The 21,652-nt window shown below is 71.1% G+C and carries 13 protein-coding genes; 9 read left to right on the top strand and 4 right to left on the bottom strand.

Going from position 1 to position 21,652, the window contains the following annotated elements; all coding sequences use genetic code 11:
- The 9 genes from kdpB to sufU all read left to right on the top strand — a co-directional run bounded on the left by kdpB (position 1) and on the right by sufU (position 12,704).
- A complete protein-coding gene (kdpB, locus tag DEA06_RS05985; RefSeq protein WP_116647055.1) occupies positions 1–2,217 on the top strand; it encodes a potassium-transporting ATPase subunit KdpB in 2,217 nt (738 codons plus the stop codon).
- Positions 2,218–2,228: 11 nt separating this feature from the next.
- Complete coding sequence (kdpC, locus tag DEA06_RS05980) at positions 2,229–2,825, top strand: potassium-transporting ATPase subunit KdpC (RefSeq protein WP_116647054.1); 597 nt, start codon at positions 2,229–2,231, stop codon at positions 2,823–2,825.
- 127 nt (positions 2,826–2,952) lie between these two features.
- Positions 2,953–5,454 (top strand): DUF4118 domain-containing protein, encoded by a 2,502-nt coding sequence (locus DEA06_RS05975; RefSeq protein WP_116647053.1) that lies wholly within the window; start codon positions 2,953–2,955, stop codon positions 5,452–5,454.
- Entirely contained in the window at positions 5,451–6,143 is a 693-nt protein-coding gene (locus tag DEA06_RS05970; protein ID WP_116647052.1) for a response regulator, read from the top strand. Before DEA06_RS05975 ends, DEA06_RS05970 begins: the two co-directional genes overlap by 4 nt.
- Before the next feature lie 66 nt (positions 6,144–6,209).
- Positions 6,210–7,142, top strand: a complete 933-nt coding sequence (locus DEA06_RS05965) for an ABC transporter ATP-binding protein (RefSeq protein WP_116647051.1) — start codon at positions 6,210–6,212, stop codon at positions 7,140–7,142.
- On the top strand, positions 7,139–8,272 hold the full coding sequence (locus tag DEA06_RS05960) for an ABC transporter permease subunit (protein WP_116647050.1): 1,134 nt from the start codon (positions 7,139–7,141) through the stop codon (positions 8,270–8,272). Before DEA06_RS05965 ends, DEA06_RS05960 begins: the two co-directional genes overlap by 4 nt.
- Positions 8,273–8,461: 189 nt before the next feature.
- Positions 8,462–10,831, top strand: a complete 2,370-nt coding sequence (locus DEA06_RS16520; protein WP_165817940.1) for a M1 family metallopeptidase — start codon at positions 8,462–8,464, stop codon at positions 10,829–10,831.
- Between the two features lie 140 nt (positions 10,832–10,971).
- A complete protein-coding gene (locus tag DEA06_RS05950) occupies positions 10,972–12,270 on the top strand; it encodes a SufS family cysteine desulfurase (RefSeq protein WP_116647049.1) in 1,299 nt (432 codons plus the stop codon).
- Positions 12,267–12,704 carry a Fe-S cluster assembly sulfur transfer protein SufU gene (gene sufU, locus DEA06_RS05945; RefSeq protein ID WP_116647048.1) on the top strand — a complete coding sequence of 146 codons (438 nt, stop codon included), beginning with the start codon at positions 12,267–12,269 and terminating at the stop codon, positions 12,702–12,704. The genes DEA06_RS05950 and sufU overlap by 4 nt, the downstream gene beginning before the upstream one ends.
- A gap of 75 nt (positions 12,705–12,779) precedes the next feature.
- On the opposite strand, the gene DEA06_RS05940 is transcribed toward sufU, so the two are convergent.
- The 4 genes from DEA06_RS05940 to DEA06_RS05925 form a co-directional block, all read right to left on the bottom strand.
- The gene (locus DEA06_RS05940) at positions 12,780–13,250 is read right to left on the bottom strand and encodes a TIR domain-containing protein (protein WP_116647047.1); all 471 of its coding nucleotides are present in this window, start codon (positions 13,248–13,250) and stop codon (positions 12,780–12,782) included.
- Position 13,251: 1 nt separating this feature from the next.
- Positions 13,252–13,800 carry a hypothetical protein gene (locus DEA06_RS05935; protein WP_116647046.1) on the bottom strand — a complete coding sequence of 183 codons (549 nt, stop codon included), beginning with the start codon at positions 13,798–13,800 and terminating at the stop codon, positions 13,252–13,254.
- A gap of 89 nt (positions 13,801–13,889) precedes the next feature.
- Positions 13,890–20,093: a ThuA domain-containing protein gene (locus DEA06_RS05930; RefSeq protein ID WP_240606838.1), complete on the bottom strand. Its 6,204-nt coding sequence runs from the start codon at positions 20,091–20,093 to the stop codon at positions 13,890–13,892.
- A 304-nt stretch (positions 20,094–20,397) separates the two neighbouring features.
- Positions 20,398–21,627: an ROK family transcriptional regulator gene (locus tag DEA06_RS05925; protein ID WP_165817939.1), complete on the bottom strand. Its 1,230-nt coding sequence runs from the start codon at positions 21,625–21,627 to the stop codon at positions 20,398–20,400.
- Positions 21,628–21,652: the final 25 nt, after the last annotated feature.

Below are 21,652 nucleotides of genomic sequence, written 5' to 3'. Positions count from 1 at the left end.
ATGTCCACCACCGCCATCCCGGCCCCCGACCCCGTCGAACGACGCACGCCGGCCCCCGCTCCCGCCGAGGGGTCGGCGAGCCGCGCCCCTCAGCGCGGCTTCGGCCTCGCGCAGCTCGCGGAGGCGCTCCCCGGGGCGCTGACCAAGCTCAACCCGGCCGCCCTCTGGCGCAACCCCGTGATGTTCCTCGTGTGGGTGGGCGCGGCCCTGACCACCGCCATCGCGATCGCCGAACCGTTGCTCGGCGGACCGGAGGCCTCCGGCGGCACCCCCGTGCCCGCCGGTTTCACGTGGGGCATCGCCGTCTGGCTCTGGCTGACCGTCCTGTTCGCGAACCTCGCCGAGTCGGTGGCCGAGGGTCGCGGCAAGGCGCAGGCCTCGGCGCTGCGACAGACCCGCACCACGACGAGCGCCCGCCGCGTGGTCGCATACGACGGGTCGTCGGATGCGGCGGCCACCGCAGCATCCGTCACGGATGTGCCGTCGGCCGACCTCACCCTCGGTGACGTCGTCGTGGTGACCGCGGGCGAGGTCATCCCGGGCGACGGCGACATCGTCTGGGGGATCGCCACGGTCGACGAGTCGGCGATCACGGGCGAGTCGGCCCCGGTCGTGCGGGAGTCGGGCGGCGACCGCAGCGCGGTGACCGGCGGCACCCGCGTGCTGTCGGACCGGATCATCGTGCGCATCACCTCGAAACCCGGCGAGACCTTCGTCGACCGCATGATCGCCCTGGTCGAGGGCGCCTCGCGCCAGCGCACCCCGAACGAGATCGCGCTGAACATCCTGCTGGCGAGCCTGTCGATCGTGTTCGTCATCGTCGTGCTGGCGATGAACCCCATCGCCTCGTACGCCGCGTCTCCCGTCAGCATCCCGGTGCTCATCGCGCTGCTCGTCTGCCTCATCCCCACCACGATCGGGGCGCTGCTGAGCGCCATCGGCATCGCCGGCATGGACCGCCTCGTGCAGCGCAACGTGCTCGCCATGTCGGGCCGCGCCGTCGAGGCCGCGGGCGACGTGACGACCCTGCTCCTCGACAAGACGGGCACGATCACCTACGGCAACCGCCGGGCGACCGACTTCGTGCGCATGCCCGGAGTACCCGCCGACGAGCTCGCCCGCGCCGCCTCGCTCTCGTCGCTCGCCGATCCGACGCCCGAGGGCACCTCGGTCGTCGAGCTGGCCGCGGCGCAGGGCGTCGTCGCGATCCTCCCCGACGGGGCCGCGCCCGTGCCCTTCACCGCGCAGACACGCATGAGCGGTCTCGACCTCCTCGACGGCACCCAGGTGCGCAAGGGCGCGGGTTCGGCGGTGCTCGCGTGGCTCGAAGCATCCGCCGCCGCCCCCTCGACCTCGCTGCGGGCGCAGCTGATGAGCGAGACCGATGCGATCGCCGCCTCGGGCGGCACCCCGCTCGTCGTCGCGACCCTCTCCCCGGTCCCTGAGCTCGTCGAAGGGTCGACAGGCTCGGCGACCGGCTCGATCCTCGGCGTGATCCACCTGAAGGACGTCGTCAAGGACGGGCTGCGCGAACGTTTCGACGAGCTGCGCGCCATGGGCATCCGCACGGTGATGATCACCGGCGACAACCCGCTCACCGCGAAGGCGATCGCCGCCGAGGCGGGCGTCGACGACGTCCTCGCCGAGGCCACGCCCGAAGACAAGCTCGCCCTCATCCAGCGCGAGCAGGAGGGCGGCAACCTCGTCGCGATGACCGGAGACGGCACGAACGATGCCCCCGCCCTCGCCCAGGCCGACGTCGGGGTCGCGATGAACACCGGCACGTCGGCGGCGAAGGAGGCCGGCAACATGGTCGACCTCGACTCCGACCCGACCAAGCTGATCGACATCGTGCGGATCGGCAAGCAGCTGCTCATCACGCGCGGCGCGCTCACCACGTTCTCGCTCGCGAACGACATCGCGAAGTACTTCGCGATCATCCCCGCGATGTTCATGGGGGTCTTCCCCGGCCTGGCCGCGCTCAACGTGATGCAGCTGAGCTCGCCGGCCTCGGCGGTGACGAGCGCGATCATCTTCAACGCGCTGGTCATCATCGTGCTGATCCCGCTGGCGCTGCGCGGAGTCCGGTACCGCGCGGCGAGCGCCTCGGCGACACTCAGCCGCAACCTCGTGATCTACGGCCTCGGCGGCGTGATCGCGCCCTTCATCGGCATCAAGCTCATCGACCTCGTCGTGAGCCTCATCCCGGGCTTCTGAAAGGTCCAGCCATGCGCACCACACTCCGCACCACCGGCGTCGCCGTCCGCGCGATGCTCGTCTTCACCGTCGTCCTCGGCGTCGGCTACATGCTGCTGATCACCGCGATCGGGCAGCTCGCCTTCCCCGCCCAAGCCAACGGCTCGCTCATCCGGAGCGCCGACGGCGACCTCGTCGGCTCGTCGCTGATCGGTCAGTCGTTCACCGACGCCGACGGCGCCCCGCTCGCGCGATACTTCCAGTCGCGGCCGTCCGCCGCGGGCGACGGCTACGACGCCGGGGCCTCGAGCGGGTCGAACTACGGCCCCGAGAACGACGACCTCATCGCGGCGATCGGCGAGCGCCAGGCGACGATCGCCGACCTCGACGGGGTCGCGGCGGGCGAGATCCCGGCCGACGCGGTCACCGCCTCCGGCTCCGGTCTCGACCCCGACATCAGCGTCGCGTACGCCCTCGTGCAGGTCGACCGCGTGGCCGGGGCCCGCGGCCTCGACGCGGCAGAGGTGCGCGATCTCGTGGAGCGCAGCATCCGCCCCCGTGACCTCGGGTTCGTCGGCGAGCCGCGCGTGAACGTGCTCGAGCTCAACCTCGCGCTCGACGCGCGCTGAGGTGCGTCTTGCGCCGCCCCACTCCGCTCCCCTGTCACGAACAGCGGGTCTCCTGCGCCATCTGCGACAGGGGAACGGATGCTGCGCGCACGCGCACCCCGCGAACGGCAGAGATTAGGGTGACGACATGAAACGCGGGCGGTTGCGGGTGCTGCTCGGGGCCGCACCCGGCGTCGGCAAGACGTACGAGATGCTCGAGGAGGGCAGGCGCCTGCGGAACGACGGGCGCGACGTCGTCATCGCCGTCGTCGAGACGCACGGCCGCGCGGCGACCGCGGCGCAGACTGAGGGACTCCCCGAGGTGCCCCGGCGCACGGTGGTGCACCGGGGGGTCGAGCTGACCGAGATGGACCTCGACGCCGTCCTCGAGCGACGCCCCTCGCTCGCCCTCGTCGATGAGCTCGCGCACACGAACGCCCCCGGATCCCGGCACGACAAGCGCTGGCAGGACGTCGACGACCTGCTCGCGGCGGGGATCGACGTCATCACGACCGTGAACGTGCAGCACATCGAATCGCTGAACGACGTCGTGCAGAAGATCACGGGCGTCGAGCAGCGCGAGACGGTGCCGGATGCGGTGGTCCGCGGCGCCGATCAGATCGAGGTCGTCGACCTCTCCCCCGCATCCCTGCGCGACCGCCTGGCCGCGGGCCAGGTCTACCCGGCGGAGCGGATCGACGCGGCCCTGTCGAACTACTTCCGCCTCGGCAACCTCACGGCGCTGCGCGAGCTCGCACTGCTGTGGCTCGCCGACGAGGTCGACAGCGCGTTGAAGTCGTACCGGGCCGAGCACGGCATCGAGGGGGCGTGGCAGGCGAGAGAGCGGGTCGTCGTGACCCTGACCGGCGGCCCCGAGGGCGAGACGCTGCTGCGGCGCGGCGCCCGGATCGCAGCGCGCTCGGCGGGCGGCGAACTGCTCGCCGTGCACGTCACCAGCCAGGACGGCCTCCGGCAGGCCGCGCCCGGGGCCCTCGCGGCGCAGCGTGCGCTCGTCGAATCGCTCGGGGGCACGTACCACCAGGTCGTCGGCGACGACGTGGCGCGCACGCTGGTCGAGTTCGCGCGATCGGTCAACGCCTCGCAGCTGGTCGTCGGGGTCAGCCGGCGCGGTCGGCTCGCCGCCGCCCTCACCGGGCCGGGGATCGGTGCGACCGTGATCCGCGAGTCGGGCGACATCGACGTGCACATCGTCACGCACGCCGCCGCCGGTGACCGCTTCGCGCTCCCGCGGCTCACCGGCGGCGCCCTCAGCCTCAAGCGCCGCGTGCTCGGCTTCGTCGTCGCCGTCACCGGAGGGCCGCTCCTGTCGTGGCTGCTCCTGGCCACCAGCTCCGACGAGTCGATCACGGCCGACGTGCTCGCCTATCAGCTGCTCGTGGTGATCGTCGCGCTCGTGGGCGGCATCTGGCCGGCGCTGTTCGCGGCCGTGCTGTCGGGACTCACGCTCGACTTCCTGTTCGTCGATCCGCTGTTCGCCGTGACGATCGACGACCCGGCGCACGCGCTGTCGCTCTTCCTGTACGCCGTGATCGCGATCCTCGTCAGCTACATCGTCGACCAGGCGGCCCGTCGAGCGCGGGCAGCGCGGCGGGCGCTGGCGGAGTCCGAACTGCTCGCGACCGTGGCCGGCAGCATCCTGCGCGGCGAGAGCGCGGTGCCCGCCCTCGTCAGCCGCACGCGCGAGGCGTTCGGCATGGCCGGCGTGCGTCTCGTCGATGCGTCGGGCGAGGTGCTCGCGACCGACGGTGAGCCGTTGCGCGGTGACGCGGTCGTGGCCATCCGGGTCGGTGCGGGTCGCGCGACCCTCGAGCTGCACGGCGGAGACCTCGATGCCGCCGAACGCCGCCTCCTCGACGTCATCGTCGCGCAGCTCGGGGCGGCGATCGAGCACACCGACCTCACCGAGACCGCTCGCGAGGCGGGGATGCTCGCCGAAACCGACCACGTGCGCACCGCGCTGCTCTCGGCCGTCAGCCACGATCTCCGACGCCCTCTCGCCGCCGCGGTCGCCGCGGTCGGGGGCCTGCGGGCGACCGACGTGCGGCTGTCGGAATCCGACCGCGCCGAGCTCCTCGCCACCGCCGACGAGAGCCTGCACACGCTCACGGCGCTGGTCACCGATCTCCTCGACGTGAGCCGCGTGCAGGCGGGGGTGTTGGCGGTATCGCTCGCGCCCGTCGATGCCGCCGACGTCGTGCTCGCCGCGGTCGATGAGCTCGGCCTCGGCCCCGACAGCGTCGAGCTGGCGCTCGATCCCGACCTGCCCGCGGTCTCGGCCGATCCCGTGCTGCTGCAGCGGGTGCTCGTCAACGTGCTGGCGAACGCCGCGCGGCACTCGCCCACCGACGCGCGCGTGCGAGTGGCGACGAGCCGCCTCGCCGGAACCGCGGAGATCCGCGTCGTCGACCACGGGCCCGGGGTCGAGCCCGATCGCCGCAGCGACATGTTCGCCCCCTTCCAGCGCTTCGGCGACACCGACAACAGCACCGGTCTCGGGCTGGGCCTCGCCCTGTCGAAGGGCTTCGCCGAGGGCATGGGCGGTACGCTCGCGCCCGAGGACACACCCGGAGGAGGGCTCACGATGGTGATCGCGCTCCCCGTGGCATCACCCGAGGCGGTCGCGCCGTGAAGGTGCTGATCGCCGACGACGACCCGCAGCTGGTGCGGGCGCTGCGCATCACCCTCGCCGCGCACGGGTACGACGTCGTGGCCGCGGCCGACGGCGCGGCGGCGATCGCCGCGGCCGCGCAGACGCATCCCGATCTGGTGCTGCTCGACCTCGGAATGCCCCGGCTCGACGGGGTTCAGGTGATCGAGGCGATCCGCGGATGGTCGAGCGTGCCGATCCTCGTCGTCTCGGGTCGCACGGGGTCGGCCGACAAGGTCGACGCGCTCGACGCCGGCGCCGACGATTACGTCACGAAGCCGTTCCAGATCGACGAGCTGCTGGCGCGGCTGCGTGCGCTCTCGCGGCGCCAGGTCGCGACGACCGACGAGCCGACCGTGCGTTTCGGTGACGTGGTCGTCGACCTGGCCGCGACCTCGGTCACCCGCGCCGGAGCCACCGTGCACCTGACGCCGACGGAGTGGCGGATGCTGGAGTTCCTCGCCCGCAACCCCGGCGTGCTCGTCACCCGCCAGACCCTGCTGAAGGAGATCTGGGCGAGCGAGCAGGTGAGCGACTCGGGCTACCTGCGCCTGTACGTGTCCCAGCTGCGCAAGAAGCTCGAGCGCGACCCCGCCCACCCCGCGCATCTGCTGACCGAGTCGGGCATGGGCTACCGCCTCGTCACCGACGCACCCCCGCCCGCACTCTGACCGCCGCGCTCTGACCCGGCACCACCGAGCCCGGGGCCTGCAGAAGCGCCCCGATAGGGTGAAACGATGAGCGCCACCATCGTCGCGACCGGAGTCCGTCGCTCGTTCGGCGACGTGCCCGCCGTGCGGGACGTCAGCCTGCGGGCCGAGGCGGGGCGGGTCACCGGCCTCGTCGGCCCCAACGGGTCGGGCAAGACGACGCTCATGCTGATGCTCTCGTCACTGCTGGCGCCGGATGCGGGAGAGATCAGCATCGGCGGATTCGACCCGGTCACCGAACCCCACGAGGTGCGGCGGCTGCTCGGCTGGATGCCCGACGCGCTCGGCGCGTGGGGCTCGCTCTCCGCCCGCGAGACGCTCGTCGTGACGGGCCGTCTCTACGATGCCACGCGCGAGGCCGCGCTTGAGCGGGCAGAGCAACTGCTGCAGCTCGTCGACCTCGCCTCCCTCGCCGAGTCGCCCGCGAGAGTGCTCTCCCGCGGACAGAAGCAACGCCTCGGGCTCGCCCGCGCCCTGGTGCACGACCCGCAGGCTCTTCTCCTCGACGAGCCCGCCTCCGGACTCGACCCCGAGGCCCGGGTCGCGCTGCGCGTGCTGCTGCGCCGGTTCGCCGATGAGGGGCGCGCTGTCCTCGTTTCCAGCCACGTGCTCTCCGAGCTCGAAGAGGTCGTCGACGACGCGGTCTTCCTCGTCGACGGCGCGACGGTCGCCCCCGACCGCGTCGCCGCCGCCACCCACCGCCGTCGTGCGTGGCGCGTGCGTCTCGCGAACACGGCGGCCGCCGCATCCATCGAGCCCATCGCCTCGGCCCTGCGCCTGGAGGCGTGGACCCTCACGGCTGAGCGTCTCGGCGTGATGGTGCCGGTCGGATCCGACGACGACGCAGCGGCGGCGCTGCGCGCGCTCGTCGAAGCGGGTCTCCCCGTCGTGGAGTTCGCGCCGGCGACCGGCACCCTCGAACACACCCTGCTCGACCTCCGCGACGGGAGCCCGACGTGAACGCCGCCCGCATCGGGGTCATCGCCCGACTCGAACTGACGCAGCGCGTGCGCAGCGTCGCCTGGTACGTGCTGCTCGGCGTCTTCGCCGTGCTCCTCGTCGCGGTCACGGCCCTGTCGTTCAGCGCGACGGGGATGGCGCCCGACGACACCGCCGGCGCGACCGTGTTCTCGATCGTCGTGTACTTCGTGCTGCTGCTGGTCGTGCTGGTCTCGCCGACGCTCAGCGGCAACGCCATCAACGGCGACCGGGATGCGGCGACCCTCGCCCCCGTGCAGGTCACCCTCGCCACCACGGGCGACATCCTCGTCGGCAAGCTGCTCGCGGCCTGGGTGACGGGTCTGGCGTTCCTCGCGGTCGCGGTTCCGTTCCTCGTGCTCGCCACCGTCTCGGGCGGGGTGTCGATCGCCGTGCTGCTCGTCTCCCTCCTGGTGCTCGTCGTCGAGGTCGGCGTCGTCGCCGCGATCGGCGTCGGGCTGAGCGGCATCCTCGCCCGCCCCCTGTTCTCGGTGGCCGTGACCTACCTGACGGTCGCCGCCCTCGTGCTGGGCACGCCGATCGCCTTCGGGCTCGCCACCGCCGCCAGCCACACCACCGTCGAGTCGCGATCGCGAAACCTCGAGCCCGTCTACCCGACGGACGTGCCGACGGTCGCGCCGGAGTGCATGACGGCCGCCCCCGGGCAGACCGAACCGCTGCCCCAGTGCACCGGCGGCTCGGGGTTCATCGAGCCGCAGTACGTGTGCGGCGAGTGGACGACGAGCGAGTACCGCACCACGCGCAGCGACCACGTGTGGTGGCTGCTGGCGGCGAACCCGTTCATCGTGCTGGCCGATGCCACGCCGTCGCAGTTCGTCGACGGCTACCCCCGCGATCTCTTCGGATCGATCAAGGTCTTCATCCGCTCGGCCCAGCTGTCGCCCGAGGTGAGGTCGGAGTACGACGGATGCGCGGTGCAGAACTCCAGCGACGGCGTCATCACGTCCGAGGACCGCATCGAGGGCACCACGCCGAGCTGGTTCGTCGGACTCGCGGTGCAGATCGCCCTCGCCGCGCTGCTGCTGTGGCGCGCCGCAGTGCGCACCCGCACCCCCGCGAAGCGCATGCCGCCGGGAACCCGCATCGCGTGACCCCGTCGCGCCGCATCCGTTGACCGCGCCTCCGCACGCGACCGGGGCGGATGCTGCGCGGTGCCCGCGGGCGTGACGCGCGGAGACGACGGGGGAAACGTCACGGAAACCCGCGTCTCCTACAGTCGTCACGATCGCGCGCATCGCCGTGCGGTCAGCATCCTTCTCACCGTCGCACGAAGGGGCGCCATGTCGCCGATCAGCACCGCCGCTCATCCCACCCGCCACCGCGCCGCCCGCATCGCCGCCGGCGCCGTCGCCCTCAGCCTCGTCGGAGCCGGCGTGCTGGCCACCGCGCCCGCCCAGGCCGCCGAGGCCGGCGGGCAGGGCACGGCCGACTCGCTCTTCCCGAACGTCCGAAACACGGGCTACGACGTGCAGCACTACGACATCGATCTCGCGTACGACCACGCGACGAAGGCGATCGCTGCGACGACCGAGATCACAGCGACGGCGAGCGTCGAGCTGTCGTCGTTCAGCCTCGACCTCGAGGGGCTCACCGTCGCATCCGTGACCGTCGACGGCGTCGCGGCAACCTTCAGCCGCATCGCCGACCTGCAGTCCACCACCCACAAGCTGATCGTCGCCCCGGCGACGCCGGTGACGGGCACGTTCACCACCGTCGTGGAGTACTCCGGCGTGCCGACCCGTCACACCGACCCCGACGGAAGCTACGAGGGCTGGGTCGCGACAGCCGACGGCGCCACCGCGGTGAGCGAGCCGGTGGGCGCCATGACCTGGTTCCCGAGCAACAACACCCCGCTCGACAAAGCGACGTTCGACTTCTCCTTCACGATCCCCACCACCATCACGACGTCGACCGGCACGGGCCCGGCGGCCGCCGTGAGCAACGGCGAGCTGGTCTCGCGCACGGCCAACGGGGACGACACGACGACGTGGGTCTGGCAGCAGCACGAACAGATGACGACGTACCTCTCCCTCGCATCGATCGGCAAGTACGACGTGCACGAATCGACGATCACGCTGCCGAGCGGTCGGACGATCCCCGAGTGGAGCTTCATCGACTCCGACCTCTCCGACGCACGCAAGGCGACGTCGCTCGCGTCTCGGGCCGAGATCGGACCGGTGCTCGGGTGGCTCGAGACCGCCTACGGCCCCTACCCCGGCAACAGCACCGGCATCGTCGTGGACAACGTGGGGGTCGGTTACGCGCTCGAGACCCAGGACCGCTCCTTCTTCGACCGCTCCGCGAGCCGCGGCACGCTCATCCACGAGCTCGTGCACCAGTGGTTCGGCGACGCCGTGACGCTCTCCGACTGGAGCGACATCTGGTTGAACGAGGGACCGGCCGAGCACATCGGCTCGCAGGTCGAGGCCGCTCTCTACGGCAGCGACGCGACCGAAGCGGTCTGGTACTCCGCGTGGAACGACACGGCCGCCGACGACGCGGCATGGACGACCCCGGTCGCCGGCTTCGACAACCCCGCCGAGCTCTTCGGCTTCCAGGCGTACTCGCGCTCCGCGATGGCGCTGGAGGCCCTACGCCTAACCATCGGCGACGACCAGTTCGACGAGATCTTCGCGCAGTGGTACCTGCGCCTGAACGGCGGAGACGGATCGACGGCCGATTTCATCGCCCTGTCGGAGGAGATCTCCGGCCTCGACCTCGAGGCGTTCTTCCGGGACTGGCTCTTCGACCTGGACAAGCCGGCCTGGCCGCTCACCCGCACGCTCGAGATCTCGTCGAGCACGCTCTCCGGGGAGCAGCTCCAGCGCGGCGACAAGGTCGAATACACCGTCGAGGTGGGCAACGTCGGTGCCACCGACCTGGAGGGCGGCACGGTCGAGATCGACCTCACCGGCCTCGTCGACTCTGCGACCGTGTCCGAGTCGCTCGCGGCGGGTCTCACCCGGAGCGACGACACTCTCACCTGGGCCGTGCCCTCCGTCGAACAGGGCACGCTGACAGCATCCGTCACCTTCTCGGCGACCGTCGACGACGACGCCACGACGGGGCAGCTGAATGTCTCGGTCACAGCCGTCGACTTCGGCGCCGACTGCCTGCCCTGCGAGTCCAGCGTCGGCGTCTCGGTGGCCATCGACCCGTTCGGCATGCCGACGATCTCGGGAACCGCGATCGTCGGTGAGACCCTCACCGCCGACCCCGGCGTCTGGGCCGAGGGCACCTCGCTGACGTACGAGTGGCTCCGCTTCACGGCTGACGACGCTCGCGAGTACGAAGAGATGACGGGCCAGCCGGTCGACCCCGGATTCGTCGGCCAGCCCGTCGCGGGGGCCACCGGTGCGACCTACACCCTTCAGCCCGGCGACGCAGGCTACGCGTTTCTCGTGGTCGTCACCGGCACGCTCGAGGGCTTCGATCCGGTCTCCTCTCTCAGCGCGCCGATCGCGTTCGTCACCGCCCCGACGGTGCCGCTGCCCACGGCGACCCCGTCGACAGCCCCGGTCTCAGCGGGCCTCGCCGCGACGGGGGGCGATGTCGCCCCGCTCGGTGTCGCGGCCTTCGCGGCCGCGCTGCTCGTCGCGGCGGGCGCCGCGACCGTGGTGCTGCGCCGCCGGCGGGCCGAGCGCGTCTGAGCACGACCCCCGATGCGAGACCGCTTTCCGCCGGCGAGACCCCGACATAGAGCCCGGGTTTCGTCGACCGGGAGCGGTCTCGCGGTCAACGGGGCGGGCCCCACGACCCGGGGACGGATGCTTCGGCATAGCCTGGAGCGATGAGCTCTCCTGACGGTGCGATCCTGGCCGCCGGTTTCGACCCGGTCGCCGTCCGCGGCGACTTCCCGATCCTCTCGCGCGACATCGACGGCGCGCCCCTGGCGTATCTCGACTCGGCCGCGACGAGCCAGAAGCCCCGCGCGGTCATCGACGCGGAGGCCGCCTTCCTCACCGGCGCGAACGCGGCCGTGCACCGCGGCGCGCACACCCTCGCCGCCGAAGCCACCGAGCTTTTCGAAGACGCCCGCGAGACGGTCGCGGCCTTCGTGGGCGCGCGTCCCGAGCAGCTCGTCTGGACGAGCGGGGCCACGGCGGGCATCAACCTCGTCGCCTACGCGATCGGAAACGCCTCGATCGGACGCGGCGGGCCCGAGGGCCGGAGATTCGCCCTCGTCCCCGGCGACGAGATCGTCGTCACCGAGTCGGAGCACCACGCGAACCTCATCCCCTGGCAGGAGCTCGCCGCCCGCACCGGTGCGATCCTGCGCCACGTCCCCGTTCTCGACGACGGCCGGCTCGACCTCGAGGTCGCCGCATCCGTCATCGGCGAGCGCACCCGCGTCGTCGCCTTCCCGCACGTCTCCAACGTGCTCGGCATCGTGAACCCCGTCGCCGAACTGGTGGGCCTCGCCCGCGCGGCGGGGGCCCTGACCGTACTCGATGCGTGCCAGTCAGCACCGCATCTGCCCCTCGACCTGCCGACGCTCGGGGTCGACCTCGCCGTGTTCTCGGGCCACAAGATGCTCGGCCCCTACGGCATCGGCGCGCTCTACGGACGCACCGACGTGCTCGAGGCCCTGCCGCCGTTCCTCACCGGCGGGTCGATGATCACGACCGTGACGCTCGACCGCGCCGAGTACCTGCCGCCGCCGCAGCGGTTCGAGGCCGGCACGCAGCCCGTGTCGCAAGCCGTCGCCCTCGCCGCTGCCGTGCGCTACCTCGGCGGTCTCGACATGGCCGCCGTCCATGCGCACGAGACGGCGCTGGAGAAGCGGATGCTGCGCGGACTCCGCGAGATTCCCGGCATCCGTCTGCTCGGCGATGCCGACGGGGTCGACCGCGTCGCGCTGTGGGCGTTCGACGTCGCCGGCGTGCACGCGCACGACGTCGGCCAGTTCCTCGACGCACGCGGGGTGGCCGTGCGCGTCGGCCACCACTGCGCGCAGCCACTGCACCGCCGATTCGGGATCACCGCATCGGTGCGCGCGAGCGCCGCGCTCTACAACACGGAGGACGAGATCGACGTGTTCCTCGATGCGCTCTCGGGCGTGCGCCCGTTCTTCGGAGCCGACCGATGAGCGGGCTCGAGTCGCTCTACCAGGAGCTCATCCTCGACCACGCCAAGAACCGGCGCGGCTTCGGTCTGGCCGGGTCCGACGCGGATGCGACGAGCCACCAGCGCAATCCGATCTGCGGAGACGAGATCACCGTGCGCGTGCGCATGGAGGGCGATCGCGTCGCCTCTCTCACGTGGGAGGGCGCGGGTTGCTCGATCTCGCAGGCGTCGGCCTCGATGCTCGCCGAGCTCGCAGCCGAAGGCCTCGATCGCACGGGAGCCGAACGCTTGATCGAGGGCTTCCGCGAGGCGATGCGCTCGAAGGGCACCCTCGAGCTCGACGAGGAAGAGTTCGGCGACGCCACCGCCCTGTCGGGGGTGTCGAAGTACACCGCCCGGGTCAAGTGCGCGATGCTCTCGTGGGTCGCGTTCGAAGACGCCCTGCGACGCTCCTGAGCGAGACCGCCTCGCCGCATCGTCCGCCAGCGGCGGAGCGCGGTCCCCGCTACCCGTCGCCCGTGTGCCGGGGGATCACGGCAGCCGTGCGCCCCACGCGGGCTTGCAGCACTCGATCGCGTCGATGAACGCAGCGATCTCGGGCGAACCCCACTCGGCCATCGCCAGGCCGGCGAAGGGCGACTGGTCTTCGGGGTCTGCCCACACGCAGAGAATCGGCTTTCCCGCCTCGCGCGCACGATGCAATTCCCACGTCTGCCCCTCGGACGACGGGGTGTGCCGGCTCACCAGCGCGATCACCGCGTCGCACCCTTCGATGCGGTGACGCGCGCGACGCACCCAGGTGCGGTCATCGGGTCGCTTGACCGCCAGGTCGACGAAGACGAAGGGGTCGCGGGTGCGGAAGGTCTGCGCGCGGAAGGATGCTTCGCGATGCTCGTCCTCGACGGCGAACGACACGAAGATCACCTTCGACTCGACGGCTACGGCTCCGGTACTCCGACGCACGGCCGACCGGACGGGGGACTCGATGCTCGTCGCGCTCATCTCAGACCGTTCGGTCTTTCGTGCGGCGGCGGAGCACGATCGCCCCCACCACGCTACCGACGAGGAGCACCCCCGCGCCGAGTCCGATGATTCCGACTCCGAGGGCGGAAGATGCGTCGTCGTCTGCCACCGCGGATGTGGTCTGAGCGCTGATCGGCTCGTCCAGCTCGGCCACGGTGAAGACCGCGGTCGTCTCCGCGACGTCGGGAGTGGTCGTGCGGACCGTGACCGTCCACCGGCCCTCGCCGAGGAAGGGCTGCTCACTCACCCAGCGCCCCTGTCCTTCCGACGACGAGACGAGCGAGATGGGCCCGGCGGTGCGCCCGTCGTCGGCCTTCGCCGTCACGAGCGGATCGATGATCTCGTCGACCATGTGCCCGTCCCGCGCGTACTGGGCATAGAGCGACACGCCTCCGATGCCGTCCGGACCGATGGTCAGCTGGATCGGCCCGCCGTGCGCGCGTGCGGCGCCGGGTGCCAAGAGGACGAAAGCGGCGGCCAGCAGGAAGGCGAGGGCCGCACCGAATGGGCGAAGGACAGTCTTCGTCATGGTGTCATCTTCTCTCGTGATCGAGGGGGAAGCCGAGACCCGAGGGAAGCCCCGGACGCATCGCGCCCGGGGCTTCCCTCGGTGGGGGGTCAGTCCTGTGCTCCGCGGCGACGGCGCGTGACCAGGTAGACCAGGGCTCCCAGGAGCAGCAGGCCCGCTCCGAAGGGGAGCTGCAGCTGCCAGGCGTCCGAACCGGTCGCCGGGAGACTTCCGCCACCCGTGCCGCCACCGCTGCCCGAACCTGCGCCGGTGCCGGTGCCCGGTCCGGTGCCCGTGCCGGGACCCGTTCCCGGACCGGTGCCGGGGTCGGTGCCCGGGCCGGTACCGGGGTCGGTGCCGCCGCCACCGGGTGCCGCCGTGACCGTCAGCTCACCGCTGCGGGCCACCTCGGCGCCGTCGATACGGAGGGCGATGTGGTGCACGCCGGGGTCGACGCCTGCCGGGATGGTGACATTCACTGAGAACGTGCCGCTGGCGTTCGTCTGCACGGTCGCCAACCGCAGCGGTTCGGAGAGGATCCAGATCTCCACCGCGGTGTCGGCGGGCAGATGCGCACCAGTGACCGAGACCTGTCCGCCCACGGCGACCCCGGTGGGGTTCACCACGACCGACGGGTCGGGCTGCGGCTCGGGATCGACGATCACCTCGGCGACCTCGGCGGCCTGGTCGGCACCGACGTTGCCCGCCACGTCGACCGCGCGGAACGCGACCGCGGCGGCAGCGGTACCGGGGACGACGATCGGCTCGGCGTACGAGACCCACGCGCCGTCGGCGCTCAGGCGATACTCGATCCGGTCGATGCCGCTCGTCGCGTCCGTCGCCGCGAGGGTGACGGTGCGCGTCGCGACCTCGGCCGACGCGGTCGGGACGACCGTGTCGAGGCGGATGATCCGCTGCTCGGTCACCGACACGTTCTCGCCGTCGGTGGCACGAATCCACAGGGTGGTCGTGCCCTCGTCGTCGATCACGAGCGACTCGCCCAGGGCGACGAACGTCTCGCCATCGGTGGAGTACTCCACCGAGACCGGCTCCTCACCCGTGGTCGTGGCCGTTGCGCTGACCTCGACCTCGTCGACGTACCACCCGTTCTCGCCGTTCGGCAGCGACGGGTCGAGCCCGACCTCGAGGCTGATCACCGGAGTCTCCTCCGAGACTGCCGGCACCTCGACGCTGACGGCCTCCGACGTGTTGCCGGCCTCGTCGGTGGCGCGGTGCCAGACCGTCTGAGCCTCGTCGGTCAGGGACACGACCGACTCGTACGCGGTCCACTCCCCCTCGCCGATGCGGTACTCGATCGACTCCACACCGCTCGTGGCGTCCGTCGCCGCGAGGGTCAGCGTCCGCGGGCTGGCGACGACGTCGACGACCGCCGTGCTCACCGGTGCGAGCGCATCGATCTTGAACGACACCTCGTCGGTGATCGGCTCCTGGTTCGGGGCCGACGCTCGGAACTGCACCGTGTGCTCACCGTCTCCGGTCACCCGCACGGCCGAGGTGTACTCGACCCAGCCGGCCCCGTCGACGTTGATCTCACGGTAGACCGTGCTCTCGCCGCCACCGGTCGTGGTGACCGTGACGTCTACGCCATCCGTGTACCACCCGTTCTCGCCCGTCGGCTCCGCCGGGTCGAGCGCAGCGCTCACCGAGATCGGCTCGGCGGCGGTGTCGATCACCCGGAAGTAGTCGAAGTGCGCGGTCTTCGAGACCTGGCCCTGCGCGGAGTTGCCCAGTGCGTAGAGGCCGACCCGACCGGCTGCCGCCGGCTGGTTCTCGAACGTCTCGGCGAAGGCGCTCCACGTGGTGCCGTCGGCGCTGTACGACCCGGAGATGGTCGTGCCGGTCTTGGCCAGTCGCAGCCAGACGATGCCGTTCGACGGCGCCGCCGCGTTCGGCTGCGGGTTCTGGACCACGCCACCGACCTCGCTGCGGAACTCGAGGTTGCGCGGCGGGTTGTCACCCCCCGAACCGGTCGCCAGGATGTCGATCTTCACGTAGTTGTCGTCGTCGGCGCGAAGGATCAGGCCACCCTGCTGGTAGGCCCGGTCCAGGCGCGAGGCGTCGACCTTCGTCTCGACGACCCAGTCACCGTCGGGCTGCGCCTGCGTCACGAAGTTCGGCACACCGGTGTCGGCACCGTAGATGTCGTTCGGCGTGGTGTCGATCTGCAGCTCGCCCCCGGCGACCCGGTAGCCCTCGGGCTGCGGGTTCTCGACGGTCCAGCGGCAGGCGTCGAGTGACGTGCCGTCGAACTCGTCGTCGGGCGTGGCGGCCGAGGCCGTGTCGTCCGGCGTGATGTGGAACCAGTCGAACTGGGCGTTGATCACGCTGGGCGCCGACCCGCTGTTCGCGAAGGCCGCGAGGCCGATGCGCGGGTTTGTGATGCCGGCGAGCTGCTTCGTCTCGGTCATCGACGTGAAGGTCGAACCGTCGGCGGAGTACGACGCCTGCAGGTTGCTTCCGTCGCTCGTGAACCGCACGAAGTAGGTGTCGGGGAACGCCTCGCCCAGGGGCGACGTGTTCGAGGCCGCAACCTCGTTCGGGGTTCCGTTCTCCTCGCGGATGAACTGGAACACGCGTCCGGCGGCGCTGGCGTCACGCGCCTGGAGCACCATCTTGGCGTAGTTGTCGTCATCGCCGTAGACGAGCAGACCGGCCTGCTGGTAGGTCGCCCGCGCCGGCAGCGTCACCTTGGCGGTGGCCTGCCAGGCCCCCTCCGGGAGGTCCTGCAGCACGATGTTCGGCGTGTCACCACCGGCACCGTAGATGTCGGTCTTGCTCGCGGGGATCACGAGGCTGCCGTTCTCGACGCGGAGGTCCTGGTTGACCCGCACGTTGCGGTTCCACCGGTCGGTGTCGAGCGCGTCGCCGTCGAACCCGTCGGAGCGACCCGACAGGCAGGTCTCGCCGCCCGGCGTCGACACGGTGATCTGCACGACCTCGTCGCGGTAGGCGCCCTGCTCGTCGGTAGCGCGCACGGTCAGCAGGTAGGTGCCCGGCGTCTCGTAGATGAACTGCTTCTCACCCTCGCCCGCCACGAAACCGTCACCCGTGCCCTGGTCCCACTGCAGGGTCACCGGGCCTCCCTCGGGGTCGGTCGCCGCTGCCGTCGCGTTCACGACGAGCGGCGCTGCGCCCGATCGCGCGTCGACGTTCAGCGTGACGACCGGGAGTCCGTTGCTCTCCACTCCGTCGCCGACCCAGTCGAAGTAGTTCACGTTGACGCCGCCCGAGTTGAGGACGAAGTACAGCGTGCCGGTCTCCTGGGGGAGATCGCCGAGCTCGGCGTCGAAATACTGGTAGGTCTGCCAGGCTCCGGTCGCGGTGAAGTCGATCGTGCCGATCTCCGGCCCGGTCGGCGAATTCCACCGCATCGAGATCGAGCCGCCCGCGTCCGGCGAGGCGAGGCGGGCGCGCAGCCCGTCGATCCCGGTGAAGTTGATCGGCTCGTACGACCACCAGTCGCCCGGCTCGACGTACGACAGGTTCAGTCCGCCGCCCTCGTCGCCCGTGGTCTCGGTCTGCACACCACCGGGTCCGTCGACGTTGCCGGTGGCGGCGAAGAACTCGGCCTCGAAGTGCTTCGGGTTCAGGATGTTCGTGCCGTACCCGGTGAGGGGCACGCCCGCGGCTCCGCCGTCGTCGGTGTAGCGCACGTCGACCACCCAGAAGATGTTCGAGGTGATGCCGTGCCCGCCGTCGCGGCCGGTGGGGATGCTGCCCGAGCAGCCGCTCAGCTCACCCCAGGGGTGCTGGTGCGAGTCGTGGCCGAGGGCCGGGAGCACCTGCACCTTGGCGCAGTCGATCGGCTCCGACGCATCCGGGTCGGTGATGACGACCTCGTACGCAACCTCGTCACCCCAGTTGAAGAATCCGCCCGACTGCGGGAAGACGATCTCCACCTTCGGCTCGGCGTTGCCGACGACCAGGTTGATGGTGGCGATCGAGGTGCGTCCGTCCTCGTCGGTCACCGTGAGGGTGGCCGTGTACTGGCCGACTCCCTCATAGGTGTGCGCGGGGTCGGCCTCGCTCGACGTCGGCGATCCGTCACCGAAGTCCCACTCGAGGGTGAACGACTTGCCCGCCGGGTGGCGTGTGCCCTCGGAGGAGAAGTTCACCGCGAGGGTGTCGCCCGCGCCGTTGGTGACGTCGGAGCTCGCTCGGGCCAGTGGCGAGGGGTTCGCCTGCACGTAGTCGATCCGGTAGATGCCCGAGCTGGCGTTGTCGCCGCCGAAGCCCTGGCCCCAGTCGATGACGTAGAGGGCGCCTTCCGGACCCCACGTCATGTCCATGGCCCGGTAGAAGCCCTGAGCCGGGTCGAGGATGCCGGGGAGAACACGGTTCACGTCGACGATCTCGGTGTTGCGCGCCGCATCCGTCGTGTCGGTGTTCAGCTGCATGCTGAAGACCTGACCGGCGTTCCAGTCTCCGAAGATGGCCTTGTTGTCCCAGTAGGCGGGCCACTTCACGTCGGAGTCGAGCTCGGGGTCGAACTGGTAGACGGGTCCGCCCATCGGGGCGCCGCTGTAGCCCGAGCCGTTGCCGATCTCCTTGAAGGGGTTGTCGGCGCCGCTGGAGCCCCAGTACTCGGGCTGGATGACGGGCGGCAGGTTCGTCAGCCCGGTGTTGTTCGGGCTGTTGTTGACGAGGTTCTGCGGGTCGAACACCGCGCCCGAGACGCGGGTGCCGAAGTTGTAGTCGTTGTAGCAGGTGACACCGGCGCAGTACGGCCAGCCGTAGTTGCCGGGCTCGTCGACGATGTTCCATTCGGTCGTCGCGGCCGGGCCGCGCGACGGGTTCGCCGCGCCCGCGTCGGGGCCGTAGTCGCCCACGAGCACGTTGCCGGTGTACGGGTCGAGACCGATCCGGAACGGGTTGCGGAAGCCCATGGCGTAGACCTCGGCGCGCGTCTGGGCGGTGCCCTCGGCGAAGAGGTTGCCCTCGGGGACGGTGTAGGTGCCGTCGTCCTGCGGCGTGATGCGGATGATCTTGCCGCGGAGGTCGTTCGTGTTGCCCGCGCTGCCCTGCGCGTCGTAGTCGCTGCGACCGGAGCGCTCGTCGATCGGCGTGTAGCCGTCGGACTCGAACGGGTTGGTGTTGTCGCCGGTGGCGAGGATGAGGTTGCCGTCGAGGTCGAAGACCATGTCGCCGCCCGCGTGGCAGCAGGTGTTGCGCTGGGTCTTCACCTTCAGCAGCGCCTTCTCGGACGCCGCGTCGAAGGTCTGGGTCTCCCGGTCGTACGTGAAGCGCGAGATGCGGTTGTGGGGGCCGTCCTCCGGGGTGACCGTCGTCGGCGACCAGTAGACGTAGAGCCAGTTGTTGGTGGCGAAGTCGGGGTCGAGCACCAGGCCGAGCAGACCGTCTTCGTTTCCGAGGGTGACCGGCAGGCTCAGCGCCGTGGTGGTCTGCTGGGTCTCGGGGTCGATGCGCTGCACGCGACCGTTGCGCTCGGCGTAGAACACCGTGGTGTCGTCGGCCACTTCGAGGGCCATCGGGTTGCCGGTGTTCGTGTCGAGGGCGACGAGCTCGAAGCTCTCGCTCTGCGTCGCGTTGCAGTCGGCGTCTTCGACGCCCGCCGCGGTGCGGATGCCGCCGAGCAGGTGCTCGACGAACGCGGCGTCTTCGAACGACTCGTTCGTGTGCCCGCCGCCGGTGTACCAGGCGCGGCCGCCGTCGTAGGTCTGGCACCAGGCCAGCGGGTGGTCCACGCCCATGCCGCCGCCGGTGTAGGTCGACTCGTCGAGCGACATGAGCACGTGCACGTCGTCACGCGGGTTCGTGCGGAAGTCGTACCACTCGTCGTAGCGCGGCCAGACCTCCGGGAGGTGCGCGGTGGAGGGGTGCGCGTGGTCTTCGACCTTGACCTCCGCGTTCTGGGGTGCGGGGTGGCCCTGGAAGTAGGCGCCGACCAGCTCGTTGTACCAGGGCCACTCGTACTCGGTGTCGGAGGCCGCGTGCACGCCCGCGTAGCCGCCGCCGGCCTGGATGTACCGCTCGAACGCCGCCTGCTGGTCGGCGTTGAGCACGTCGCCGGTCGTCGACAGCCAGATGACGACGTCGTAGGCGGCGAGGTTCTCATCGGTGAACGCCGCGGCGTCCTCCGTCGTGTCGACGTCGAAGCCGTTGTCGGCACCGAGCTTCTCGATCGACGCGATCCCGGCGGGGATGGAGTCGTGCCGGAAGCCGGCCGTCTTCGAGAAGACGAGGGCGCGGAACTCGCCCGCCTCCTCGGCTGCGGCCTGCACGGGAGCGGCGGCGGGTGCCGGCGGCGCGGCCGTCGCAGCAGGTGCGCTCATCAGTGCGAGGGGTATCGCGAGGGCGGCAGCGGTGAGGCTCGCCATGACGCGAGATCGGCGGTTTCGTACAGCTGTGTACAAGGGGTCATCCTCTCGAGCCGAGCCACCGTCGGTGTGGTCGGATCACCCGCGTGGGGCGGGGCGCCAAGGGAGCGACGGTGCATCCGGTGGTTGCGGCAACCCTATGAGTTCCATTTGTTGTCTGTCAAGACATACCTGTCGAGCGGTCGCCGGTGACGACATCGCGCAGCCCGCGCTGCCCGCATCGGCGGCAGCAGAGGGTGGAGCGCGCGCGGCCGCGCTTCTAGAGGGCGCCGCCGACGTACTCGCGGCCGGCGACCACGGGAGCTGCCGCCGGGTCGCTCAGCAGCGGGCGGAACGCGAGCTCCGCCGCCCCGATGAGGAGGTTCATGCGCCCGAGCCGCGCACCCTCGAGACGTACCTGCTGGCCGGGCCCGGGAAGGGCCACCTCGCGCAGCATCCGTTCGAGCCTCTCGCCCCCGATCCGCCCCAGGATCTCGAGGAATCCGCCGAGCACGACGACCTCGGGATTGAGCATGTTCACGGTCGTCCGCAACGCCACCGCGAGGCACGAGAGCTGCGCGTCGACGAGCGCGCGGACGTCATCGCTCTGCGCGTAGGCCTCGGACAGCAACGCCTCCAGCTCGTGCGCGCGGGCGGGCTCGAGGGAGACCGCCGCGAGCAAGGCGTTGCGGGTCACCTCGGCCTCCAGACACCCCCGCGACCCGCACCGGCACGCGGCCCCGTCGGAGCGCACCAGGGTATGTCCGATCTCCCCACCAAAACCCCCGCGGCCCTGGATGAGACGCGATTCGGCGACGACTCCACCGCCCACGCCGCTCGCGCCACCGTTCAGGTACACGACGTTGCCGCTGCCGATCCCCGCCCCGAACAGCACCTCGGCCACGACCCCGCAGCTCGCGTCGTTGACCGCCCACGCCGGAACCCCGAGTGCCTCGGCGAGCATCGCCGCGATCGGCTCGTCCACCCACTCGAGGTGAGGAGCGAGACGCACCGAGCCGTCGACGGCCGAGACGAGCCCCGGCACCGCGAGCGCGACGCCGAGCACCTCGTGTCGCTGCCCGAGCTCGGGCTGCATGCCCGCGACGAGGGCCCGCACCGAGTTGACGACCTCGCGGGCCGACGGGGGGCGCTCGTGATCCATGCGCACCTCGCGGAGCACACGCCCGCCCATCGCCACGATCCCGAGGGTCGTCGCATCGAGCTCGGGGTTGACCGCGATCACCACATGACGATCGGACGTCGAGATCTCGAGGCTGGGGCGACCGATGCGCTTGGTGTCGCGCGCTCCGCCGATGACGATCAGATCGCGCGCCTCGAGGTCGGCCACGATCGTCGCGATGGTCGAGCGGTTCAGCCCCATCGAGCGCGTCAGGTCGGCCCGCGATATCGAGCGGGCGGCGTGGATCAGACCGAGGGCCGTGGCGAGGTTCGTGCGGCGGAGATCATCGAGGTTCTTGCCCTTCACGGGCGCGTCGAAGAATGCTGTCATGGCCCGCGCAGCATCCATCGGCCCT

This window comes from Microbacterium sp. Gd 4-13 (assembly GCF_003095395.1).
GTDB lineage: Bacteria > Actinomycetota > Actinomycetes > Actinomycetales > Microbacteriaceae > Microbacterium.
This window is presented reverse-complemented; position numbering and strand designations above follow the sequence as displayed.

Excerpts from the sequence above, each read along its gene's own strand:
- kdpB (WP_116647055.1), top strand. The coding sequence starts at position 1 with ATGTCCACCACCGCCATCCCGGCCCCCGACCCCGTCGAACGACGCACG.
- kdpC (WP_116647054.1), top strand. The coding sequence starts at position 2,229 with ATGCGCACCACACTCCGCACCACCGGCGTCGCCGTCCGCGCGATGCTC.
- DEA06_RS05975 (WP_116647053.1), top strand. The coding sequence starts at position 2,953 with ATGAAACGCGGGCGGTTGCGGGTGCTGCTCGGGGCCGCACCCGGCGTC.
- DEA06_RS05965 (WP_116647051.1), top strand. The coding sequence starts at position 6,210 with ATGAGCGCCACCATCGTCGCGACCGGAGTCCGTCGCTCGTTCGGCGAC.
- DEA06_RS16520 (WP_165817940.1), top strand. The coding sequence starts at position 8,462 with ATGTCGCCGATCAGCACCGCCGCTCATCCCACCCGCCACCGCGCCGCC.
- DEA06_RS05950 (WP_116647049.1), top strand. The coding sequence starts at position 10,972 with ATGAGCTCTCCTGACGGTGCGATCCTGGCCGCCGGTTTCGACCCGGTC.
- sufU (WP_116647048.1), top strand. The coding sequence starts at position 12,267 with ATGAGCGGGCTCGAGTCGCTCTACCAGGAGCTCATCCTCGACCACGCC.
- DEA06_RS05940 (WP_116647047.1), bottom strand. The coding sequence starts at position 13,250 with ATGAGCGCGACGAGCATCGAGTCCCCCGTCCGGTCGGCCGTGCGTCGG.
- DEA06_RS05935 (WP_116647046.1), bottom strand. The coding sequence starts at position 13,800 with ATGACGAAGACTGTCCTTCGCCCATTCGGTGCGGCCCTCGCCTTCCTG.
- DEA06_RS05930 (WP_240606838.1), bottom strand. The coding sequence starts at position 20,093 with ATGAGCGCACCTGCTGCGACGGCCGCGCCGCCGGCACCCGCCGCCGCT.
- DEA06_RS05925 (WP_165817939.1), bottom strand. The coding sequence starts at position 21,627 with ATGACAGCATTCTTCGACGCGCCCGTGAAGGGCAAGAACCTCGATGAT.